The sequence below is a fragment of the Thermolongibacillus altinsuensis genome (assembly GCF_004341205.1).
In the GTDB taxonomy this organism is placed as follows: Bacteria; Bacillota; Bacilli; order Bacillales; family Anoxybacillaceae; genus Thermolongibacillus; species Thermolongibacillus altinsuensis.
Genome location: NZ_SLUL01000009.1, coordinates 1 through 21,221 on the forward strand (window position 1 = coordinate 1; position 21,221 = coordinate 21,221).

The 21,221-nt window shown below is 40.9% G+C and carries 17 protein-coding genes and 2 pseudogenes; 13 read left to right on the forward strand and 6 right to left on the reverse strand.

What is annotated here, in order from left to right:
* Positions 1-872: 872 nt before the first annotated feature.
* Positions 873-1,331 (reverse strand): annotated as a pseudogene (locus EDD69_RS15760) (SMI1/KNR4 family protein); the annotation flags it as partial.
* A 409-nt stretch (positions 1,332-1,740) separates the two neighbouring features.
* Between EDD69_RS15760 and EDD69_RS09360 the strand changes: the two are divergent.
* On the forward strand, positions 1,741-2,925 hold the full coding sequence (locus EDD69_RS09360) for an ISL3 family transposase (RefSeq protein ID WP_132948705.1): 1,185 nt from the start codon (positions 1,741-1,743) through the stop codon (positions 2,923-2,925).
* 288 nt (positions 2,926-3,213) lie between these two features.
* Here the strand turns inward: EDD69_RS09360 and EDD69_RS09365 are convergent, their stop codons facing one another.
* Together EDD69_RS09365 and EDD69_RS15345 are read right to left on the reverse strand one after the other, a co-directional pair.
* Positions 3,214-4,746: a recombinase family protein gene (locus EDD69_RS09365; protein WP_132948706.1), complete on the reverse strand. Its 1,533-nt coding sequence runs from the start codon at positions 4,744-4,746 to the stop codon at positions 3,214-3,216.
* Entirely contained in the window at positions 4,739-4,897 is a 159-nt protein-coding gene (locus EDD69_RS15345) for a hypothetical protein (protein WP_165871762.1), read from the reverse strand. The genes EDD69_RS09365 and EDD69_RS15345 overlap by 8 nt, the downstream gene beginning before the upstream one ends.
* A gap of 187 nt (positions 4,898-5,084) precedes the next feature.
* Here EDD69_RS15345 and EDD69_RS09375 point away from each other — a divergent pair.
* Positions 5,085-7,195 (forward strand): annotated as a pseudogene (locus EDD69_RS09375) (thioredoxin domain-containing protein).
* Between the two features lie 5 nt (positions 7,196-7,200).
* On the opposite strand, the gene EDD69_RS09380 reads toward EDD69_RS09375, so the two are convergent.
* Positions 7,201-7,737 carry a flavodoxin family protein gene (locus EDD69_RS09380; RefSeq protein WP_207893274.1) on the reverse strand — a complete coding sequence of 179 codons (537 nt, stop codon included), beginning with the start codon at positions 7,735-7,737 and terminating at the stop codon, positions 7,201-7,203.
* A 139-nt stretch (positions 7,738-7,876) separates the two neighbouring features.
* Positions 7,877-8,845: an ABC transporter substrate-binding protein gene (locus tag EDD69_RS09385; protein WP_132948709.1), complete on the reverse strand. Its 969-nt coding sequence runs from the start codon at positions 8,843-8,845 to the stop codon at positions 7,877-7,879.
* 196 nt (positions 8,846-9,041) lie between these two features.
* Between EDD69_RS09385 and EDD69_RS09390 the strand changes: the two genes are divergently transcribed.
* The 10 genes from EDD69_RS09390 (at position 9,042) to msrB (ending at position 17,850) form a co-directional block, all read left to right on the forward strand.
* The gene (locus EDD69_RS09390) at positions 9,042-10,040 is read left to right on the forward strand and encodes a FecCD family ABC transporter permease (RefSeq protein WP_132948710.1); all 999 of its coding nucleotides are present in this window, start codon (positions 9,042-9,044) and stop codon (positions 10,038-10,040) included.
* A complete protein-coding gene (locus EDD69_RS09395) occupies positions 10,037-11,089 on the forward strand; it encodes a FecCD family ABC transporter permease (protein ID WP_132948711.1) in 1,053 nt (350 codons plus the stop codon). The genes EDD69_RS09390 and EDD69_RS09395 overlap by 4 nt, the downstream gene beginning before the upstream one ends.
* A 15-nt stretch (positions 11,090-11,104) precedes the next feature.
* Entirely contained in the window at positions 11,105-11,917 is an 813-nt protein-coding gene (locus EDD69_RS09400) for an ABC transporter ATP-binding protein (protein WP_132948712.1), read from the forward strand.
* A complete protein-coding gene (locus EDD69_RS09405; RefSeq protein WP_132948713.1) occupies positions 11,917-12,648 on the forward strand; it encodes an IucA/IucC family C-terminal-domain containing protein in 732 nt (243 codons plus the stop codon). The genes EDD69_RS09400 and EDD69_RS09405 overlap by 1 nt, the downstream gene beginning before the upstream one ends.
* An 87-nt stretch (positions 12,649-12,735) precedes the next feature.
* Positions 12,736-12,882, forward strand: a complete 147-nt coding sequence (locus tag EDD69_RS09410) for a thiol-disulfide oxidoreductase DCC family protein (protein WP_132948787.1) — start codon at positions 12,736-12,738, stop codon at positions 12,880-12,882.
* Between the two features lie 82 nt (positions 12,883-12,964).
* The gene (locus EDD69_RS09415) at positions 12,965-13,369 is read left to right on the forward strand and encodes a hypothetical protein (RefSeq protein WP_132948714.1); all 405 of its coding nucleotides are present in this window, start codon (positions 12,965-12,967) and stop codon (positions 13,367-13,369) included.
* Positions 13,370-13,639: 270 nt separating this feature from the next.
* Positions 13,640-14,803, forward strand: a complete 1,164-nt coding sequence (trpB, locus tag EDD69_RS09420; RefSeq protein WP_132948715.1) for a tryptophan synthase subunit beta — start codon at positions 13,640-13,642, stop codon at positions 14,801-14,803.
* Between the two features lie 77 nt (positions 14,804-14,880).
* Positions 14,881-16,422: an NAD(P)H-hydrate dehydratase gene (locus EDD69_RS09425; protein ID WP_132948716.1), complete on the forward strand. Its 1,542-nt coding sequence runs from the start codon at positions 14,881-14,883 to the stop codon at positions 16,420-16,422.
* 14 nt (positions 16,423-16,436) lie between these two features.
* Complete coding sequence (locus tag EDD69_RS09430; protein WP_132948717.1) at positions 16,437-16,823, forward strand: TIGR03943 family putative permease subunit; 387 nt, start codon at positions 16,437-16,439, stop codon at positions 16,821-16,823.
* A gap of 58 nt (positions 16,824-16,881) precedes the next feature.
* A complete protein-coding gene (gene msrB / locus EDD69_RS09435; protein ID WP_132948718.1) occupies positions 16,882-17,850 on the forward strand; it encodes a peptide-methionine (R)-S-oxide reductase MsrB in 969 nt (322 codons plus the stop codon).
* Positions 17,851-17,916: 66 nt separating this feature from the next.
* Here msrB and EDD69_RS09440 read toward each other — a convergent pair whose 3' ends face one another.
* Positions 17,917-19,248, reverse strand: a complete 1,332-nt coding sequence (locus tag EDD69_RS09440) for an APC family permease (protein WP_132948719.1) — start codon at positions 19,246-19,248, stop codon at positions 17,917-17,919.
* Positions 19,249-19,472: 224 nt separating this feature from the next.
* Here EDD69_RS09440 and EDD69_RS09445 point away from each other — a divergent pair, with 224 nt between their 5' ends.
* Positions 19,473-21,218, forward strand: coding sequence for a cache domain-containing protein (locus tag EDD69_RS09445; protein ID WP_132948720.1), 1,746 nt, complete (start codon positions 19,473-19,475; stop codon positions 21,216-21,218).
* Positions 21,219-21,221 lie beyond the last annotated feature (3 nt).

The following is a 21,221-nucleotide window of genomic DNA, read 5'->3' on the forward strand; positions in this document are numbered from 1 at the left end:
AATCCTTACCACCTCTGTCAAAGCGTTATTTTCCTTTTATTATAACAATATTTTGTAAAAAATTCAAAAAATCAACATTTATCTTTAACAGAGCCTATAAATAAAAATTAATTCAAGAAGGAACGTAAGAAACGAAAACCGTGAGTTCACGTAAAAGGAGATTCACGGTTTTTTTATTTTATTCTAGGAAAGGAAGGATATAAATGATTAGAGGACACATTCAAAAGGAAGTTTATAATATTCTAATTAGTGAAGGTGTAGTAGAGAATTTAGGGAAAACATATCGTAGTTTCTCAAACTCGCCTACCCGTGTATCCACATATCAAATCGAAAGAATTTGTTAATAACGTAAAAAATTACATCCGAATGTTGAATTTCAAGCTTGGAGTACGAGGAGGAATGGAAACAGCTAAGTTACTATTGAAGGAAACTGTTGAGAACATTTGATATAATGTTCTCAACAGTCTACCTGTAGGAGATGATATCAAGATAAAAAATCTTTGCTCTTTTCTTTGTAAACTATAAGTAAGTATACACAGAACATATTAAATTTGGTCGCTAATCATATTTGCAAAATATCTAACATCTTCACTATTATCTTGATTAAAGATTTCTATTAATTTTTCTACTGTATTTCTTTCTAAGGAATCCACTAAGAAGTTTGTAGCCTCTGCAACCGATCTCCTTACGTCATCGTTTGGATGTTTACTAAGTTGTAATAAGATCGAACTGAACCATTCTAGATCCTCAGCTTTAACTTCTTGAGACATAAGGTCAACTGAAGTTATTATTCCATCTATAACATTATTATAAATAGCTTTCATTGTCGACTCTTTAGATACTTCAATCTCATTAAATTCACCAAATTCTATTTCTTCTTCCATTTCCTCGACATAAAGATTTTTTAAAAAACTTTCAAATGAGTCAGCAATTTTAAATATTTCCTCTGTTTCATTATCAATATAAACAATTGGAGGATTTTCCACTGTGTTTCTGTAGTCAAACGCTATCCAAGAGTGACCTTGACCACTAAATAGAATCAGTCCTTCAGGCATATTCCACTCTTCTATGTAGTAAGGCGTTTCTAAGATGCCATTGTTTTCTCCTATTCCCATAATAAAATCGACATTGACTGAGTGATCGCTCCAAGAGGTAGGTTTTGGTGAAGGATGAGCATTAAACACAATACTCCCACCGTTTTGTATCCTTAAGATGTCTAGATAAGATTTTGGTAGCTTTACATTAAATAGGTTTTCAGCTTTTTTAATATCTGATTCCTTTAAAGGGGGGAGCTTATAAATATCGTTCTCTAAATTAGCCCAAATCTTCAAAACAGTTCACTCCCTCTAACTAATGAAAAATACATTAATTTCTATACAAAATGAATAAATATGTCTCTAAATATTTTATACCATTTGAGTAAAAATGTGAATATTTTTATGCCATTTATTTCAATTATAGTTTTATATTGGAGTATTAACTATTATCTTGAATTCGTAGCGATTTTGGTGACAATCAATAAAAAATGTTGATATATCAACATGTTGCGTCCTTCCACCTTTCCCCTATTGGGTGAAACGATGAAATACCAAAATCGCTTGATTTGGCGTTTAAGAAACTAAATAAGTTATTCATCACGATTTATCACCACTTTTTGTGATTTTGGCAAAAAAGAAGAAAACACTTACGAAAACCTGGCAATAATGTTAGCTACCACACAAACATAAGGAGGTTTCGTAAGTGCTTTCTATATCACTAGAATTGCCTGAATTTGAAGTGATTAAACAACTTTTTTTCTCCAATCAATATTTTGTTCATGTTCAAAAAAAGTGTCATGAGGAACGCTGTCCTTATTGTGGATTTATGACTTCTTATGTCCATGACAGGAGGACAAGAAAGGTTCGTGATCTTCCCATTCTCAATCATTCTGTGTGTTTATTTGTGCTGGTCAGACGATATCAATGCCAAAATTGTCAATCGGTATTCTCGGAGTCTTATGAGTCGATTCAACCTAATAAACACCAAACGAATAGGTATCGTGAATACTTGTTTGAATTGTGTCAGGATACAACTATACAAGATGTAAGTCGAAAACAAAAGATTCCGTATTCGACCTTAGAGAGAATTTACTACTCGGTCGCTCAAGAAAAAGCCGCCCTTCATCAAAAACAAATTCATGAAGCTTTAGATAAGGATGAACTGGTTTTAAGTTTAGATGAGGTGTCTGTACGAAAAGGTCATCGATACGAAACCGTTTTGACAGAGGCGGAATTAGGCTGTGTCATCGGAATGCATAAAGACCGAGATTGTGATTCCACCATTCAACTATTAAATCAGAATGTCCTTTCCTTCCAAACGGTTCAAACCACCGTTTTGGACATGTGGGAGCCTTATCATAAAGCGATTCAATCCGTCTTTCCTTTAGCGACGATCGTCATTGATAAATACCATGTTGTTCAAAAAGTCACACAAGCCTTAGACAAAGTTAGAAAAGGATTTGCAAAACTAAAAAAAGCAAGGTTCCTCCTGTTGAAGGTATATGAATCATTACAGGATCATCAGAAAGCACGCTTGGAAGAAATCTTAGAAGAGTACCCAGAGCTTGCTTGTGCTTACTATTTAAAGGAACTATTTCGAGATTTCTATAAGTTGACCGATTACGATGATGCCCATGATCTTTTAGAAGAATGGATTCAATTAGCACGGAGTAGTCCTTACTCATCTTTTCATAAAGTGGCCAACACATTAGAAAAGTGGAAAGCACCCATACTCCAATATTTCTTATCTCCATACACGAATGCCCGAACAGAAGGAACCAATCATAAAATCAAAAATATAAAACGGAGGGCTTATGGATATCGGAATCTAAAGCGTTTTCGACTTCGTGTATTTTTGGAATGTACAGGGAATACTAATTTTGATTAAATTGCTTAAGGGCTCTTCTTCAGCAGCTAACATGATAGTTGGTAGAATCGCAGCCGTCAAGGAAGGCACTTGACTACTCCCATTCTACCAACTTAGTGGTCAGTAAGCTGAAGAAGGAGACGGTCTGATTGACATCTAAATCCAGCTAACATGATGCAAGGTTTGTGTACAAATCACAGAAAATGGTGAAGAGACATTTTTATAAAAGAATATTGGGAGCATTGAGCGCCCGCTTTATTGAGAGTATTTTATCTCGATAGGAATACAAATTGAGATGAATATAAGATGTTAATAGAAAGATATTTCAACTGTCACTTCATCTTGCACTTTTTTATAACTAATTTCTTTGATGATTAATCTTAATAATCGATTGAGTTCCTTAGTTTCAATAGTATTGTCTGATAACCCTCTAAGAGCTGCTTCAATTCTCTCTTTTCTTTCTTCTTTAGAAATACCTTTGACTTCTTTAAAGTTTTCTTCTATCTCTCTTAGTTCATTTTTAATTTTTATAACCATCGCTTCTTGTTCTTTTGACATGTTATTCATTACTTCTTCGTTAATTTTCCCCATTACATACAAATTATAAATTCTATTCAAACCATCTTCCGCATTTTTTAATTCTTTTCTTTTCTCAGCAAGTAAATCGTCCAATTTGTATTGATTAGAAGGTTGCGGGTTCTCAAAAGATTTAATTTCATTTAAATATAGTAAGAGTTCGTTTTCGATTGCTTCAAGTAAGATATCAGCATCGATTCCGTGATGACCACATTGATTACCAAATGGATCGGTTTTCTGGCACTTTACCACGTAACACTTTAACCCTTTGGTTACAGTTTTCTTATTATTCATTCTCATCGAATAGCCGCATTTACTACACTTTATCAGTCCTGATAAGGCATAGACACCATTTCTAGCGCGTTTTGGAACTTTCTGTTTTGCATTTTTAATAGCTAACATTCGTGAGTGTTCTTCTAAAGTTTTTATTGCCGTATGGCAATTCTCAACAATAATCCATTCATCTCTATCCTTAATTTCTAAAGGTTTAGTAGGCTTATTTTTATGGCCGCTTCCACTAGTTTTTCCATAGATGATTCTCCCTAAGTGAATCTCACTAAAAATTACACGCTCAACTTTAACTTCGGACCAATATTTACCTATATGTGTTTTTACACCCATTTTATTAACTTTAACAGCAATGTCTTTTAAGGATGTTCCATTTAAATATTCTTCTACCATCATTCTGTAGATCGGTAGTTTTGCCTCATCAACTACTAAACTTTTTGTATTTCTATCATAAAAGTATGGAAAAGGGGGTACACCGTTTGTCCATCTACCTCTTTTTGCACCCCTAATTTTTCCTGCTTTTAGCCTACCCTTTATTAAACGGTATTCATGTTTCGCCATTAATGCATCCATATCATTAGCCAATTCTTGATTCTCATCATTGTAATCAAGGACTTTTTGTGGGGTAATAACGACAGTATTAGAAGCTTTAAAAGCTTTTCTAATTTCACCTACATCCGCCCAATCTCCACGTCCTAATCTATCAGGATGAATCACTAAAACGGCATCATATACACCGTTTTTAACTTCGCGTAACAGTTTTTTTAATTCAGGTCGAAATTCAATACTGTCACTAGTACCAATCTCCTCATAAATTACATATTTAAGATTATATTTTTTGGCTAATTCTACTAGTTCTAAACGATGATTCGCAAGGACATCCTCTTCACTTTTATCATCTCTACTTTTACGTAAATAAATAGCAACAAATTCAATGGAAAGAGCATTTATTATTTCACCAATATTATAGTTATACATGGTTTTTATCACTTTCCTTTTCCAAATAGGCACTTAAAGCCAGAGAAAAATTTTTAATAGAACTTAAAGTTGGTTTATTAGAAATGATTTTTATTTTGTATCCAGATTTTGATGTTATAGCCTTTTCTTGCTTTTTGGTTAAATTAATCATCTTTGTATCACCTCTGAAAATAATTTCAAAGATGATACCAGCGCTTTTTTGATATTCTAAGTTATTGAAAAAAGTTTTTATTTTCAGAATATTTCTGGGTGAAAATTAACAGGTAAGTATGGTAATATTCCTTTTAGTTTTAACGAATAATTAAATAATGAAAAAATTCAAAAGGAAGTGTTAAGAAATGTCAGTACATGAGAAAAAATACACGAATCGATTAATCCATGAAAAATCACCTTACCTTTTACAACATGCACATAATCCAGTTGATTGGTTTCCATGGGGACCTGAAGCTTTCCAAAAAGCAAAAAGGGAAGGGAAGCCAGTGTTTGTATCTATTGGCTATTCCTGACCCTGCGGGGTCAATAGATGAAAGTGAGGATGCTTATATCTACATGTCATTGGTGTCACGTGATGGCACACGAAAGTTTCGAGGATGAGGAAGTGGCTCGAATTTTAAATGAAAAGTTTGTGTCGATTAAAGTGGACCGCGAAGAACGGCCGGATATCGACTCGATTTATATGCGCGTTTGTCAGATGCTTACTGGCCACGGCGGTTGGCCGCTTAGCGTCTTTTTGACGCCGGATCAAAAACCGTTTTATGCGGGGACGTATTTTCCGAAGCGAAGCCGTTACGGCCGAATCGGCTTTATCGATCTTTTAAATCAAATTGCCGATCAATTTGCCCAACATCAAGAAAACATTTTGCGCGTTTCTGAAAAAATAACAGCAAGCTTACAGCAAACGGTTCAAACGGAAGGAAACGAGAAGTTGCAGGCAAAAGCGTTAGACAATGCGTATCGCCAGCTTGAAAGAAGCTTTGATTCTGTTTACGGCGGCTTTGGCGGAGCGCCGAAATTTCCGATCCCGCATAACCTTACTTTTTTAATGCGTTATCATTTATGGAAAAAAGAAACGAATGCGTTATATATGGTTGAAAAAACGCTAAACAGCATGGCTGATGGCGGCATTTATGATCATGTCGGTTACGGTTTTGCTCGCTACTCGACTGATGCGATGTGGAAGGTGCCGCATTTTGAAAAAATGCTGTATGATAATGCTCTTTTGCTTCATGCTTATACGGAAGCCTATCAAATAACGAAAAACGAGCGTTACAAACGAATTAGCGAGCAAGTGATTGAGTTCGTTCAGCGAGAAATGACATCGAAAGAAGGAGCGTTTTATTCTGCGATTGATGCCGATTCGGAAGGAGTGGAAGGAAAATATTATGTTTGGAATCGAGAAGAAGTGTTCCATATTTTAGTGGGGGAACTAGGTGCTCTTTATTGCGATGTTTATGACGTGACAGAAGAAGGGAATTTCGAGGGGCATAACGTGTTAAACCTCATTCATACCGATCGATCAAGCGTGATGGAAAAATATCAGTTGACCGAACAAGAACTAAACGAGAAATTAGAAACAGCCAGACAACAGTTATTTTCGAAACGAATGATGCGTACATATCCTCATGTCGACGATAAAATTTTGACGGCGTGGAATGCGCTGATGATTGCGGCTTTGGCGAAAGCAGGGAAGGTGTATGAAAATGAATCGTACATGGAAATGGCGAAACGGGCGTTGACGTTTATTGAAACGCATTTAATTCGTGAAGGAAGAGTGATGGTTCGTTATCGCGATGGAGAAGTGAAAAATAAAGGGTTTCTTGATGATTATGCTTATTTAGTATGGGCGTATATCGAAATGTATGAAGCAACTTTTCAGCTTTCGTATCTGAAAAAAGCAATCGATTTGACAAACAACATGATGGACTTGTTTTGGGATGAAGAGCGTGGTGGTTTTTATTTTACCGGAAAAGACGGTGAGACATTAATCGTTCGAGAAAAAGAGCTTTATGATGGGGCGCTGCCTTCAGGAAATAGCGTAGCGGCGGTGCAAATGATTCGGCTGGCGAGATTAACGGGCGATTTAACATTGCTTGAAAAAGCGGAGAAAATGTATGCGGTCTTTAAGCGGCATGTGGAAGCGTACGAGAGCGGTTATACGTACTTTTTGCAAGGATTATTATTGTTGGAAATGGCGGCAAAAGAAGTCGTCCTTTTCGGCAAAACCGAAGATGAGAAGCGGAAAACGTTCGCAAAAGCATTGCAGCAGTCCTTTATTCCGCATGTTTCAGCGTTAGTGGCTGAATCTCCTTCCGATTTTGCCGAAGTGGCTCCGTTTGCCTCCCAATACAAACCAATCGCGGACGATGTGACGATTTATATATGCGAAAACTTCGCTTGCCAGCAGCCGACGACCGATATTGAAAAAGCGCGTGAACAATTAGGAATTTAGCTCGATCATAGCGATTGAAGATATTGATTCCAATGTTTGGCTTGTGCCATTGCGTTTTGGTCTTGCATGATTTCTCCAGGGCTGTTTCCTTTGCCGATGACATATCCCATCCATTCCATGCCGACGAAGTCAAAGATGTAACGGAATTGCTGCACGAGCGGCAACGCTTTGATAGAAGGGTTGTCTCCGCCGCAAATGATGACAAAGCCTTTTTTCTTGCTCATTTCTTTTTTGAAATCAAATCGCGGATCACGTAAACTTTGCGACCAACGATCGACAAAAAGCTTCATATGGCCGCTCATTCCGTACCAATAGAGCGGAGTGGCAAATACGAGGATATCATGTGCTAAAACGGATTGAATGATATGATCGTAATCATCCTCTACAGGCGTGAATCCTTCCGGAGAATGACGTTTATCCACGATTGGAATAATCGTGTGATGGCGCAAATGGATCGATTGGTGTGGAACATCTTTTAAAATGAGCGATGTGAACATTTCCGTGTTCCCGTTTTCTCTTGAGCTTCCGTTAATCACAAGAATTTTACTCATCATGTACCTCCTGTTTATGAATAGGATTACGTTGAGATTATACGGCAAATTGCCGCAGAAAGGAAAGCAAGAAGGGATTTTGCGCGAAAAAAGGGAGTTCGAGCGGTTGATTCGAACTCCCTTCATGTTGTTATTGATTTAAGAAATATTTTTCGATGTCATCTAGCATATGGTGTGCCGCAAGTACGCCGCCAGCCGTATTCCAAATGGCGTCGCTAACTTTGTAAACTTTGCCTTGTTTCGCTACATTTAAGTTTTTGAAAAGTGGATCGTTAATCCATTCTTCTTCTAGTTTGCTTGCTTCCCCGTCTCCAGTTTCATATGTGAAGTAGAAGAGAATATCGCCATCCATGGCTGGAATGCGTTCTTTTGTGACACCTTTTTCAGCAAAATCGTTGACGTTTTGTGATTCAGGACGCGCAAATCCTAATTGATCCAAAATAACCCCAGAGAATGAGTCTTTATGATAAATACGTACATCGCCAGCCATAAAGCGAACGATTGAAACTTTCATGTTCAATTTGTCGCCTAATTTTGCTTTTAAATCTTCTACGCGTTGATCGTATTCAGCGATGACTTCTTTTCCTTTTTCTTCTTTATTGACCGCTTTTGCATAGAGCATGAAGTTTTCTTTCCAGTTTCCTTTTAATGTTTCTGAGAAAACAGTTGGAGCGATCGCGTCTAATTGTTCATAAATTTTTTCATGACGCAATTTGTTGCCGATGATTAAATCTGGTTTTAACGCGGCAATCGCTTCGAGATTTGGTTCGCTTTCGGTTCCAAGTTCTTTAACGCCGTCCATTTGGTCTTTAATATGATCATACCAAGGATCTCCAAGCCATGATTTAACCGCACCGACTGGTTTTACACCTAACGCCAATAGCGCTTCCGTTCCTTCATTTGTCAAAATGACGACACGTTCAGGAGTACCTTTGATTTCAGCTGTCCCCATTGCGTGTTCAATCGTATAGCTTGTTGGTTCTTCCGTTTTCTCTTTGTTTGGCTTTGAGTTTGCTTCCTCTTTCGCACCGCTGCATCCGGCAAGGACGAGAAGGAGAGCAAACATGATTGCTAGAATGGAAGAAAGTTTTGATTTCATATGTATGCCCCCTATTTGAAAATGATTTTCACTAACGAGTAAAATGATATTACGAATGATAATCATTGTCAATAGAAAAAATAAAAATAAAATGAAAGCCATATAAGAAATGACTATATCTTAAAAATATTGACATTGAAAGTCAGTATCAAATAGACTTAAAAGTAGATATAGATAATGAGGAGATAGGCGAAAAATGTTAACGACAAACAAGAGACGGATCATTGGACTATTTTCATTCGTTCTTTTACTGCTTATTAGCATGTGGATGAGCATTATTTATGGCTATACCGATACAAGCTATCAAACGGCGATCGAAGCGCTTACGAACAAGAATCATTCGAATGAACACATTATTATTAATACGGTTCGTTTGCCGCGCGCGCTTATTGGAGCGGCTGTTGGAGCGAGCTTGGCGATGGCAGGTGCGCTTATGCAAGCTTTAACCAAAAACCCGCTCGCTTCTCCGGGAATTTTTGGAATCAATGCGGGTGCAGGGTTTTTGATCGTCTTGTGTGTCACCTTTTTTCAAGTCAGTTCGCTTCAGACATTTACGTGGCTCGCTTTGATCGGAGCCGCATTAGCAGCGATCATCGTGTTTGTCATCAGCTCGGTTGGAAAAGAAGGAATGACACCGCTTAAATTAACGTTAGCGGGTACGGCTGTAGCCACGCTTTTCGCTTCGCTCACTCAAGGATTATTGGTCGCAAACGAAAAAGCGTTGGAAGAAGTGTTGTTTTGGCTTGCAGGGTCTGTTTCAGGAAGAAAATTAGAAATGTTAATTTCCGTGCTTCCTTATTTTCTTGTTGCGTGGATCGGTTCCTTTTTATTAGCGCCAAAAGTCAACATTCTCATGATGGGCGATGATGTTGCGAAAGGATTGGGACAGCGTACGAATATGGTGAAGCTGACCGTAGCCATACTCGTTGTTTTATTAGCGGGGAGCTCTGTGGCGGTAGCGGGGCCAATAGGATTTATCGGAATTATTGTTCCGCATATTGCCCGGGCATTTGTCGGGGTTGATCATCGCTGGGTATTGCCGTATTGCACATTGATTGGCGGGATTTTATTAAACGTTGCCGACATTGGAGCGCGTTATATTTTGATGCCGCAAGAAGTGCCAGTTGGAATTATGACGGCATTCATCGGGGTTCCGTTCTTTATTTACATTGCCCGTAGGGGGATTTTGAAATGAGGAAGTACATACCGTTTCGAATCGGGAAACAAATTTCGGTTTTAATGGATAAAAAGGCTGTCATTGCTAGTTTCATATTGTTGCTTATTACAGTTGCCGTGTTTCTCATTAACACAGGCAGCGGAGAAATGTATATTTCTCCAGTAGATGTGATCCATACGCTATTAGGCAGCGGCTCAGAGATGGAGGAAATCGTCATTTATTCATTTCGCCTGCCTCGAATTGTAATCGCTCTTTTTGCTGGTATGTCCTTAGCTGTCGCTGGAGCCATTCTTCAAGGAATGATTCGCAATCCGCTCGCTTCCCCGGATGTGCTTGGGATGACGAGCGGAGCAGCGGTGGCGGTTGTTTCATTTTTGGCGTTATTCAGTGATAAAAACGGTTCGCTCACCATCAGCATTCACTGGTTGCCGTTAGGGGCGTTTATAGGCGCGACAATCGCGGCGTTTCTCGTGTATGTACTGGCATGGAAAAAAGGTGTATCTCCTATTCGTCTCGTGTTAATCGGAATTGGGATATCTGCATTGATGCAAGCTTTCACTACATTATTGATGCTCATTGGCCCGATTTATCGAGCGAGTCAAGCAAATGTTTGGATTACAGGGAGTGTATATGGAGTTTCTTGGAAGCAAGTTTTCATTCTCGCGCCTTGGGCTGTTTTGTTGTTGCTCATCAGTTTAATCTCGGTGCGACAGATGAACATTCAAGAGTTAGGGGATGAGCTGGCGATCGGTGCGGGTGTTTCTTTACAAAAACAGCGATTGTTCCTTCTTTTATTAAGCACAGCGCTAACAGGAGGAGCAGTCGCGTTTGCGGGCGGAATTGGCTTTGTCGGGTTAATGGCGCCGCATATGGCACGAAGATTAGTTGGTTCTTCCTTCGGGGCTTTGTTGCCGACAGCGGCTTTGTTAGGCGCCGTTTTGGTGATGCTTGCCGATTTGGTCGGGCGCACGCTATTTGCTCCGCTTGAAATTCCAGCAGGTGTATTTACAGCGGCGATCGGAGCACCGTATTTCATTTATTTGTTATACAAAAGTCGAAATTCATAGAGAGGTGCGTAACGGATGAGTGTTTTACAAACAAAATCGCTTACATTATCTTACGGAAATACGATCATTATTGACGAATTGGATTTAAGCATTCCAAAAGGGGAAATTACCGTTTTGATCGGCGCGAATGGATGCGGGAAATCGACATTATTGCGGTCGTTAGCGCGATTGTTAAAACCGATTAGCGGCGCCGTGTTGCTTGAAGGAGAAGCGATTGCAAAGTTGCCGACAAAAGAAGTCGCGAAAAAGATGGCGATTTTGCCGCAATCGCCGACAGCGCCGGAAGGGTTAACCGTTTTGCAGTTGGTTAAACAAGGGCGTTATCCGTATCAAACATGGTTGAAACAATGGTCAAAAGAGGATGAAGAAGCGGTACAGCGGGCGCTTGAAGCAACAGGAATGACAGAGCTGGCGGAGCGTCCGGTTGATTCGCTTTCAGGAGGACAGCGCCAACGAGCATGGATTGCGATGACGCTCGCGCAAAATACCGACATTATTCTGCTTGATGAACCGACGACCTATTTGGATATGACGCATCAAATTGAAATTCTCGATTTGTTGTTTGAATTAAATGAAAAAGAAAAACGAACGATCGTGATGGTGCTTCATGATTTAAATCTGGCTTGCCGCTATGCTCATCATATTGTTGCCATCCGTGATAAAAAGGTATATGCACAAGGAAAGCCGGAGGAGATTATTTCGTGTCAGCTCGTCAAAGATGTCTTTCAACTCGATTGCGAAGTGACCTATGACCCGCTATTTGGAACGCCGCTTTGCATTCCATACGGAAAAGGAAGATGTGTTTTTCAGAGGGAAGGTGCATCGTAATGCATCTTTCTGCTGATGAGATCAAACAGTTAGAGAAATTTCGTCTTTCAAACAATCGCACAAATTCGCCATTAGCCATTCGGATTGATCGACTGCTTGATGAAAACGAGCTCATCGCTTATTTACAATCGGTGCGGCAGAAAATCGGCGCGCGGAATCAAGCTGCAGCCGCCTCCATGCTGATCAAGAGGCATAGCTTTTTAGTAGCGATCGTATTGTATGCGATGTCCGTGTGGAATAAGCGCCTTTCGTTGTCGTTTGATCGGATATGGATGGAGACGGATGATGAATCAGAAACGTGGTTGCCTACTTTTCGCTTTGAATCATTGGAATGCACGATGGCTGATGAGAATCGCGACAAGTGGCGTGAAAAAACAATCCAACTTCTCTTTGCTGAACATATCACCTTGCTTATTGAACAATTGCGGAAAATCACGAACATTTCGCCGCTTATATTATGGGAAAACATTGCGATCTATATTGTTTGGTTGTACGAAACATTATTAGAAGAAAATAAGTCTGTTCATCTTCATAACCGCATTTATGACGATTTTCTCTTTGTCATTCAAGAGGCTGACGGAAGGTTTTTTGGTCCATATTCTCAAAACCCTTTGCGTCGTTTTTGGAAAGGAGAGAAGGGGGATCGTCGAAGATCGACATGTTGTCTCTATTATCAAACGGCTGCTCGATCTCACTGTCGAACATGTCCGTTGCGCTGTGAATCGTCATGATGCTTCCGACTGCAGACAAAATAGAGTTCAGACCATCATTCTGAACTCTATTACAAATAGTTAACAGGTGCTTGAAAGCTATTACATATCTTTATCCTTATTCCAAAACCGCTTCGCGACCGTTTGTATGACTGGATTGCAAAACATCGATATGAATGGTTCGGCAAACGCGACAGCTGCCTAATGCCCACGCCCGATGTTCGCATGCGGTTTTTAGATGAGAGTATGTTCTAAAGGAAGTTTTTCCATTCATAAGCAGGGGAAAGCGTCGTTATGTTGTATACAAGTATTGAAATATTCCAAAGGGGGAAGCATGGTGAGCGATTCCAAAAAAAAGTTGTTGAGTAGCCAAACAATAGAGGGATTGATTGAAGATTTAGAGGAGCTTGTGAAAGGAATGACGGATACGATAAGTAACAACAAAGATGTTGAACAAAATCGATTTTATGAAGGAATGGCGGTTGCGTGTAAACTAATCGCGATGAAGTTGAGGGGAGAATTCGAGCAGATTGATGAAATGTTTTTAAACCACGTGTATGAGAATATAAAAATCCTTGATAACGAGAAGAAACAAGATCGCGTGTTAGTGACCAAAACGGAAGAAAGATGCGCATTTTGTCTCCAAAGTAAAAAACAACTTGTAAAGGGACCGTTTGTGTCGATTTGTGAAGAATGCCTTCAATTTGGCGTGAAAGTGATGGAGAGCCGAAAAAGAGTTTAGCTTATTTAAAGCAGCGTTGAAGTGATTGGAAGGACGTGACACGTAATGGTACGAAAAGTCGAAGTCGTTGTGTTTTGTGAACAATGGTCGATGTGATTTCATAATTGATCTTATCAAATAGCTCTAATCAAGAAATCACAGTGAGCGGATTTTCAAACCATTTGTGCATATGATTTGATAAATATAAAGAAAATACAGAAAATTCATTGACTTTTATTGAAAAGGCGAGTATGCTTGGGATGAAATCGGAAAATTGAGGAGAGATGAGAGATGAGTGTAGTTCAGAGTAGAAGAGGGTATTTTGGCGAGTTTGGCGGAAGTTTTGTGCCGCCAGCGCTGCAGGAAGCGCTTGATTATTTGGAAGAGCAGTTTTTGAAGTATAAAGATGATCCGGTGTTTAATCAAGAATTCAAGTTTTATTTGAAAGAGTATGTCGGTCGCGAAAATCCGCTTACTTTTGCGGCTCGGCTTACCGAGCGTTTAGGCGGGGCAAAAATTTATTTGAAACGCGAAGATCTCAATCATACAGGTTCGCATAAAATCAACAACGTCATTGGCCAAATTTTGCTTGCGAAACGAATGGGTGCAAAGCGCGTCATCGCTGAAACAGGTGCGGGGCAGCACGGCGTGGCAACGGCGACGGCGTGTGCGATGTTTGGGATGGATTGCACGATTTATATGGGCGAGGAAGATACGAGACGGCAAGCATTAAACGTGTTTCGGATGGAGCTTTTAGGGGCCAAAGTCGTTTCGGTATCGAAAGGACAAGGAAGATTGAAAGATGCGGTTGATGAAGCATTAAATGACTACGCTCAAAACTATGAACATACGTTTTATTTGCTTGGCTCAGCGGTTGGTCCGCATCCATATCCAAGCATCGTCAAACATTTTCAATCGGTCATTAGCGAAGAAAGCAAACGGCAAATCCTCGAAAAAGAGGGACGTTTGCCTGATGCGGTCATCGCCTGTGTCGGCGGCGGCAGCAACGCAATCGGGGCATTTGCACATTATATCGATGAACCGAGCGTGCGGCTCATCGGCGTTGAACCGGAAAAAGCAGCCACGCTCACGAAAGGGGTCCCAGCGGTCATTCATGGATTCAAATGTCTCGTTTTATTAGACGAAGAAGGAAATCCGCAACCAACATATTCAATTGCGGCTGGGTTGGATTATCCAGGAATTGGCCCGGAGCATAGCTACTTAAAGGTGTCCGAACGAGCGGAATACTATACCGTTACAAATGAAGAAGTGCTGGAGGCGTTTCAACTGTTATCGAAAACAGAAGGAATTATCCCGGCGCTTGAGAGCGCTCATACGGTAGCGTATGCACTCAAATTGGCACCGACGCTCGATCGTGATCAAATCATCATTGTTAATCTATCTGGACGTGGCGATAAAGACGTTGAACAAGTGTTTCATATGTTGAATGAATAGGCTATCTCATCGTGAGATAGTCTATTTTATTTTTAAGATTATAATAAGTATAGAAATAAAAAACAGAGGTGGTTGTTATGCGGATTGTGACAGCTTCGGAAATGTATGCCATTGATCGTGATACCATTGAACGGATTGGCATGAGCGAGGAGTCGCTTATGGAAAACGCGGGGCAAGCTGTTGCCAGAGCATTGCTTGAACGTCTTCATCCTTCGATGCGAATCGCGGTGTTAGCGGGAACAGGCAACAATGGCGGCGACGGATTTGTCGTAGCGAGAATGTTAAAAAGCTATGGGTATTGCACGGATGTATGGCTCATCCCGCCAAAAGAAAAGGTAAAAGGTGCGGCGAAAAAAGCGCTTGACATTTATGAAAATGCGGGATACGAAGTGAAGCTATATAGCGGAAATGAGCAAACGTTTGTCGAACAAATAGCGCATTACGATGTCATCGTGGATGCGCTGCTTGGGATCGGTGTGCAGGGAGCCGTTCGTTCTCCGTATAAAGAAATCATTGATATGGTAAATCGAACAAACGCGAGCGTGTATGCGATTGACGTGCCAAGCGGTATTCCTGCGGATGGAGGCGCGGCCGATACAGCCGTTCGTGCCGATGTGACGATCACGATTCAATGTCCAAAGCTTAGTGCGTATACGTTTCCGACGGCGGATTATTATGGAGAACTTGTCGTTGTCGATATTGGAATTCCACCTCTTTCCGTTGCGCGTAACGCTGAGTTTCGCTCTACGTGGGAAGAAGCGGATGTCGTGCGGACGCTGCCAAAAAGACAGAAGTCATCCCATAAAGGAACGTATGGGAAGGCGCTTGTGATTGGCGGTTCGAAACGGATGACCGGTGCGGTAACGTTCACGGCTAAAGCGGCATTGCGAAGCGGAGCAGGACTATTGACAATGGCGATTCCGGAGGCGATTTATTCCGTCGTTGCTAACCGTATTCCGGAGGCGATGTATTACCCATGTTCATCGCATGATGGTTACTTTTCGGGTGAGATTGATCTTTCTCATTTAGATGTTGACGCTATAGCCGTTGGGCCGGGAATCGGAAGAACGGAAGGGACAAAAAATGTCGTCAAAACCGTGTTAAGCCACGACGTTCCGGTCGTGTTAGATGCGGATGCCTTGTTTTTCTGGAACGAGTACGCTCCGTTCGTTCGCAAGCGAAGTGCAGCGACGATTGTGACGCCACATCCTGGTGAAATGGCGCGAATGCTCGGTGTTTCCATTCGCGAGGTTGAAAATGATCGCTTTGGAGTGGCGAAGCGCTTGGCGATGGAATATGGCATTTATGTGGTGCTAAAAGGGCCTTATACGATTGTGACGACGCCAGATGGAATGCAGTATGTGAATACAACCGGAAATCCTGCATTAGCTAAAGGCGGCAGCGGTGATGTTCTTACCGGAATGATTGTTGCGTTTCTTATGCAGCACCGCTCTATTCAAGAAGCGATCAGCAATGCGGTATGGATCCATGGGAAAGCAGCGGACTTCCTTGTCGAGAAAGGACATTCGCAACTCGATGTGCTTGCGACCGATGTAATTGAAGAAATTCCAAACGTACTTTTTCATTTAACAACAACAAAGTCGGCTGAAGTTTTTTAGTTTATTTTCCCGCTTTGACAACATGTTCATTTGGAACGGATAAAATTGTTGTGAAGGATGAAAAATATATTTCTACCATTAGTATGATTAGCGAACATCTCGATCAATTCATCGGAAAAAAAGTCGAAATTACGGGCTTTGTTTTTCGCGAACGTGATTTTCCTGCCAATCAATTCGTCGTGGCTCGCTTTGGTGTCACATGTTGTATCGCCGATGCGAATGTTTATGGTATGTTAGTGAAGGGAGAAAATGCTGCGAAGCTGAAGGATAACACTTGGATTAAAGTAACAGGCACCATTCATCAAACAACGTATCGTCAATCGATCATTCCAGTCATTGAACAACCCGCTATAGAAACGATTGAGGTGCCAGACCAACCGTACGTTTATGAGGAGTATTAACTGACAAATTCGTTGACATTGCCGATTTGGGCAATTCATAAAAGAAGGAGGAGGCACGATGAGTAAACAATACGAACTTGCGACGTTTGCGGGCGGATGTTTTTGGTGCATGGTTTCTCCATTTGAAGAACAACCAGGTATCATTCAAGTCGTATCTGGGTACACAGGAGGACATAAAGAAAATCCAACGTATGAAGAAGTATGCACGCAGACAACCGGACATTACGAGGCGGTGCAAATTACATTTGATCCGGATATTTTTCCGTACGAAAAATTGTTAGACGTTTATTGGCGGCAAATCGATCCGACGGATGACGGCGGTCAGTTTCATGACCGCGGCGAATCTTATCGCACAGCTATTTTTTATCATAATGAAAAACAGCGGCAATTAGCGGAAAAGTCAAAGCGAGAATTGGAAGAAAGCGGGCGTTTTTCGAAGCCGATCGTCACCAAAATTTTGCCTGCTTCAACGTTTTATCCGGCAGAAGAATACCATCAAAATTATCATAAGAAAAATCCTCTCCGCTACAAGCTATATCGCATCGGTTCTGGACGCGATGCGTTTATTAAGAAACATTGGTTTGACAAAAAACGAGATGAAGAATTGCGCAAAAAATTAACGCCGCTTCAATATGAAGTTACGCAACGAAACGGAACGGAACCGCCGTTTAACAATTTGTATTGGGACAACAAACGCGACGGGATTTACGTCGATATCGTTTCGGGAGAACCGTTGTTTAGCTCACTAGACAAGTATGATTCTGGCTGCGGTTGGCCAAGTTTTACAAAACCGCTTCACGAAGAAAATATTAAAACCGAATTAGATTTAAGCCACGGGATGGTTCGCGTAGAAGTTCGAAGCCGAAAAGCCGACTCTCACTTAGGTCATGTATTTAACGATGGACCAGCGCCGACGGGACTGCGCTATTGTATCAATTCAGCAGCGTTGCGCTTCATTCCGAAAGAAGATCTTGAAAAAGAAGGGTACGGGGAGTATTTACGTTTGTTTGAAAAAGAAAACCGCTAAACGAATGCCGTTTAGCGGTTTTGCATTTTTTTCGATCGTTGTCAATACTGTTTCGAGGGTATTCGTTTAACTTGCTTTTTTCGTCGTTTTTTCTTTTTGTTTGGTTGTCAACTTCCAATAAATAGGGATTCCGGATAATGTGATTAACACAGAAAGAAAAGCATCGAGCGGCTGATTAATGACGGTGCTTCCAATAATGTAAATCGCTCCTACAATCGCAACTATAGGCGTTACAGGATAGAAAGGCACTTTATATAACGAATGATCGGATTGACGATTTTTCCGCAACAAAAATACAGAGTAAAACGCTAAACTGTAAAATAAGAAAACGCTAAAAATGGCGATATCGGTCAAGCGATCTGGGCTGGTCATTAACATCATTGCCACAGCGATCGCCACTTGTAAAACGATTGCTTGAACAGGAGTGTGAAACGTTGGGTGAACGCGTGATAAGAAACGAGCGCCAGGGAACAGTCCGTCTTCTGCCATTGCAAACGGCATGCGCGGGAATGTTAAAATTTTTCCGTTTAAACAACCGAAAATAGAAATTAAAATGCCGATCGCAATCATTTTTCCGCCTACATCGCCAAATAGTAGCGTCGCGGCTTCTTTTGCGGCGTTCGGGCCAAGCTCGACAATTTGACTAGCAGGAAGTACGTGAAGCATCGCGATATTGACGGCTAAGTAGCAAAGCATGACGATGACAATTCCGGTAATAATGGCTTTTGGCAATGTTTTTGCTGGATTTTTCATTTCGCCTGCCACAAATCCGACATTCATCCAGCCGTCGTACGCCCAAAGCGTCGCTAACACAGCGGCGCCCATGCTGATCGCCCGGCTGCTTTCGCTCTCCATTCCGAACACAGGCACATCTCCTTGAACCATCCCAAACACGATAATAAGGAAGATTGGTAGCAATTTTGCTAATGTTAATAAACTTTGAACTGCTCCGCCATATTGTGTTCCTAGTATGTTAATGAGCGCAAGAAAAAGAACAGCTAAAATTCCGATCCATGTTTCCGTCTGGTTTGAAAAACCAAACACCCCTGCAAATAACGAACCGAAGTATAATCCGAGCGCTCCGATCACCGCTGGACCGTAGATGATTGTTTGCACCCATCCGCATAAAAAGCCCCAAAACTTTCCGTACACCTCTTCTACATAAGCATACAGCCCTCCGGTTTTCGGAATGTTTGCGCTCACTTCGGCGATCGTTAACCCGCTCGCTAATGTAATGATGCCGCCGATGACCCATGCCCATAGCGCCATTGTCGAATCACCAGCGGCGGCGATGACAACGCCCGGTTTCATGAAAATGCCGGAACCGATGACCGTGCCGATGACTAACGATGTTGCAACGACAAAGCCAATGCTTTTTCTTAATTCAGCTTGCTTCATTTTGTCCACCTCAAAAATACAAATGTTTTTCTTATAAGTACTGGATCATTATAACATGAGATGAATTAAAATATTATTTTTTGAAAATTAAAACATTATCGGTGATTAACTTCATTTCTTGACATGAACGAGTTTTTTTGTGCACGATGAAACATGTCACAATTTCCATGCTATAAATGGTATAATAAAAATCTACAACGAATGATGTAGGGAGTAGTAGAGAAATGAATTGGATACGGTCACGTATTTTTTGGAAAATTTATATTATTAATTTAGTCGTTATTTTTGCATTGCTAGTTTTAATGTTTATAATTGCTCGGATGTCTTTGCCTGAAATCACAAAAGAGCAATATCGGCACATGACGGATAAAACCGTTTCGCGAATGAAAGAACAAATTGTCCAAATAGGTGAGGATTTAAATAAATTTGAACACTACGTGCAAAACGATCCACATTTTCGGGTGAACGATGCCAAGCAATGGTCAGAAGGGCTTGAACATATTGTTAAAATTTCTCCTTACATTGATAGCGCTACAGTATTAGATCGGAACGGATATGTGAAAGGATTTTATCCTGATGACTTAAGCCATCTATTAAACTATAACTTAAGCAAGCGTGAATACTTCCAACAAGCGTTGCGAACGAAAAGAGCTTACTTCAGCGATGTTGTCTCCGCTGATACGGGCCGTTATTTACTCGTCATTTCTGTTCCTGTTTTAAATGAACGGAATGAAGTTGAGCGCGTAGTCAACTTATCGATGCGCATTGAACAAAATAAGCTGTTTCAATCCATTTTTCAAAGTTTTCGAATAGGTGAACACGGCTATACGTTCATCGTCGATCGCAACGGGAACATTATTTCTCATCCATTGAAAAAACGGATTGGCGATAATGTTGCTGAAAATGTTGTTGTACAAAAATTGCTCCGAGGGCAATCAGGATATGAAGAAGTCGTCAATACGGAAGGAGTGGCGATGCTTGCTTCCTATGCGTATATTCCGATTTTACAATGGGGTGTTGTTGCGCAAGTGCCTGTTTCGGAAATTTATAAATCTTATGCGTTGTTTGAAAAGGCGCTTTGGTTTGCTTCTATTGCGGCATTTTTCATTTTATCGCTCTTAACAGCGCTCTATGCTCATCAAATTGTCCATCCGATTCGCCGATTATGTGATGTGGCGGAAGCGGTCGCGAAAGGAAAAAAACATGTTCGCGCAGACGAAACCGATCAAACGGAAATTGGTTTGCTCGCAAAACGCTTCAATTACATGATCGATTCCATTCAACAATCGGAAGAACTGTTGCGCAAATCGGAAAAGCTGGCGGTTGTCGGTGAATTGGCGGCGGGGGTTGCCCACGAAATCCGCAATCCATTAACATCGCTGAAAGGGTTTATTCAGCTTTTAAAAGAGGGAGAACGCAATCAGGCGTATTTCGATATTATTGAAGCGGAATTAGAGCGGTTAAACGAAATCGTCGATGAGTTTTTATTGCTTGGAAAGCCGAACGCAATAAAAAAGGCATACAGTCACGTATCGGAAATGCTGCAACATGTGATGAAGCTTCTTGAAGGCCAAGCACTATTGCATCATGTGACGGTTCAATGTTCCGTTGATGAACAACTTCCGCCGCTTTATTGCGATGAAAATCAATTGAAACAAGTGTTTATCAACATCATCAAAAACGCGATTGAGGCGATGCCAAACGGCGGAATATTGCGGATCGAAGCGAAAAGACGACTAGATTCGATTCTTATTTGCTTTACAGACGAAGGCTGCGGCATTCCAAAAGAACGGCTTTCTACGCTCGGTGAACCGTTCTACAGCACAAAAGAAAAAGGGACTGGATTAGGGTTAATGGTGAGTTTTAAAATCGTGGAAGCACATGGTGGCAAAATGAAGATTCATAGTGAAGAAGGAAAAGGAACGACCGTGTGTTTGCTTTTTCCGATTTCCTCAAAGCAAGAGGGCTGATTC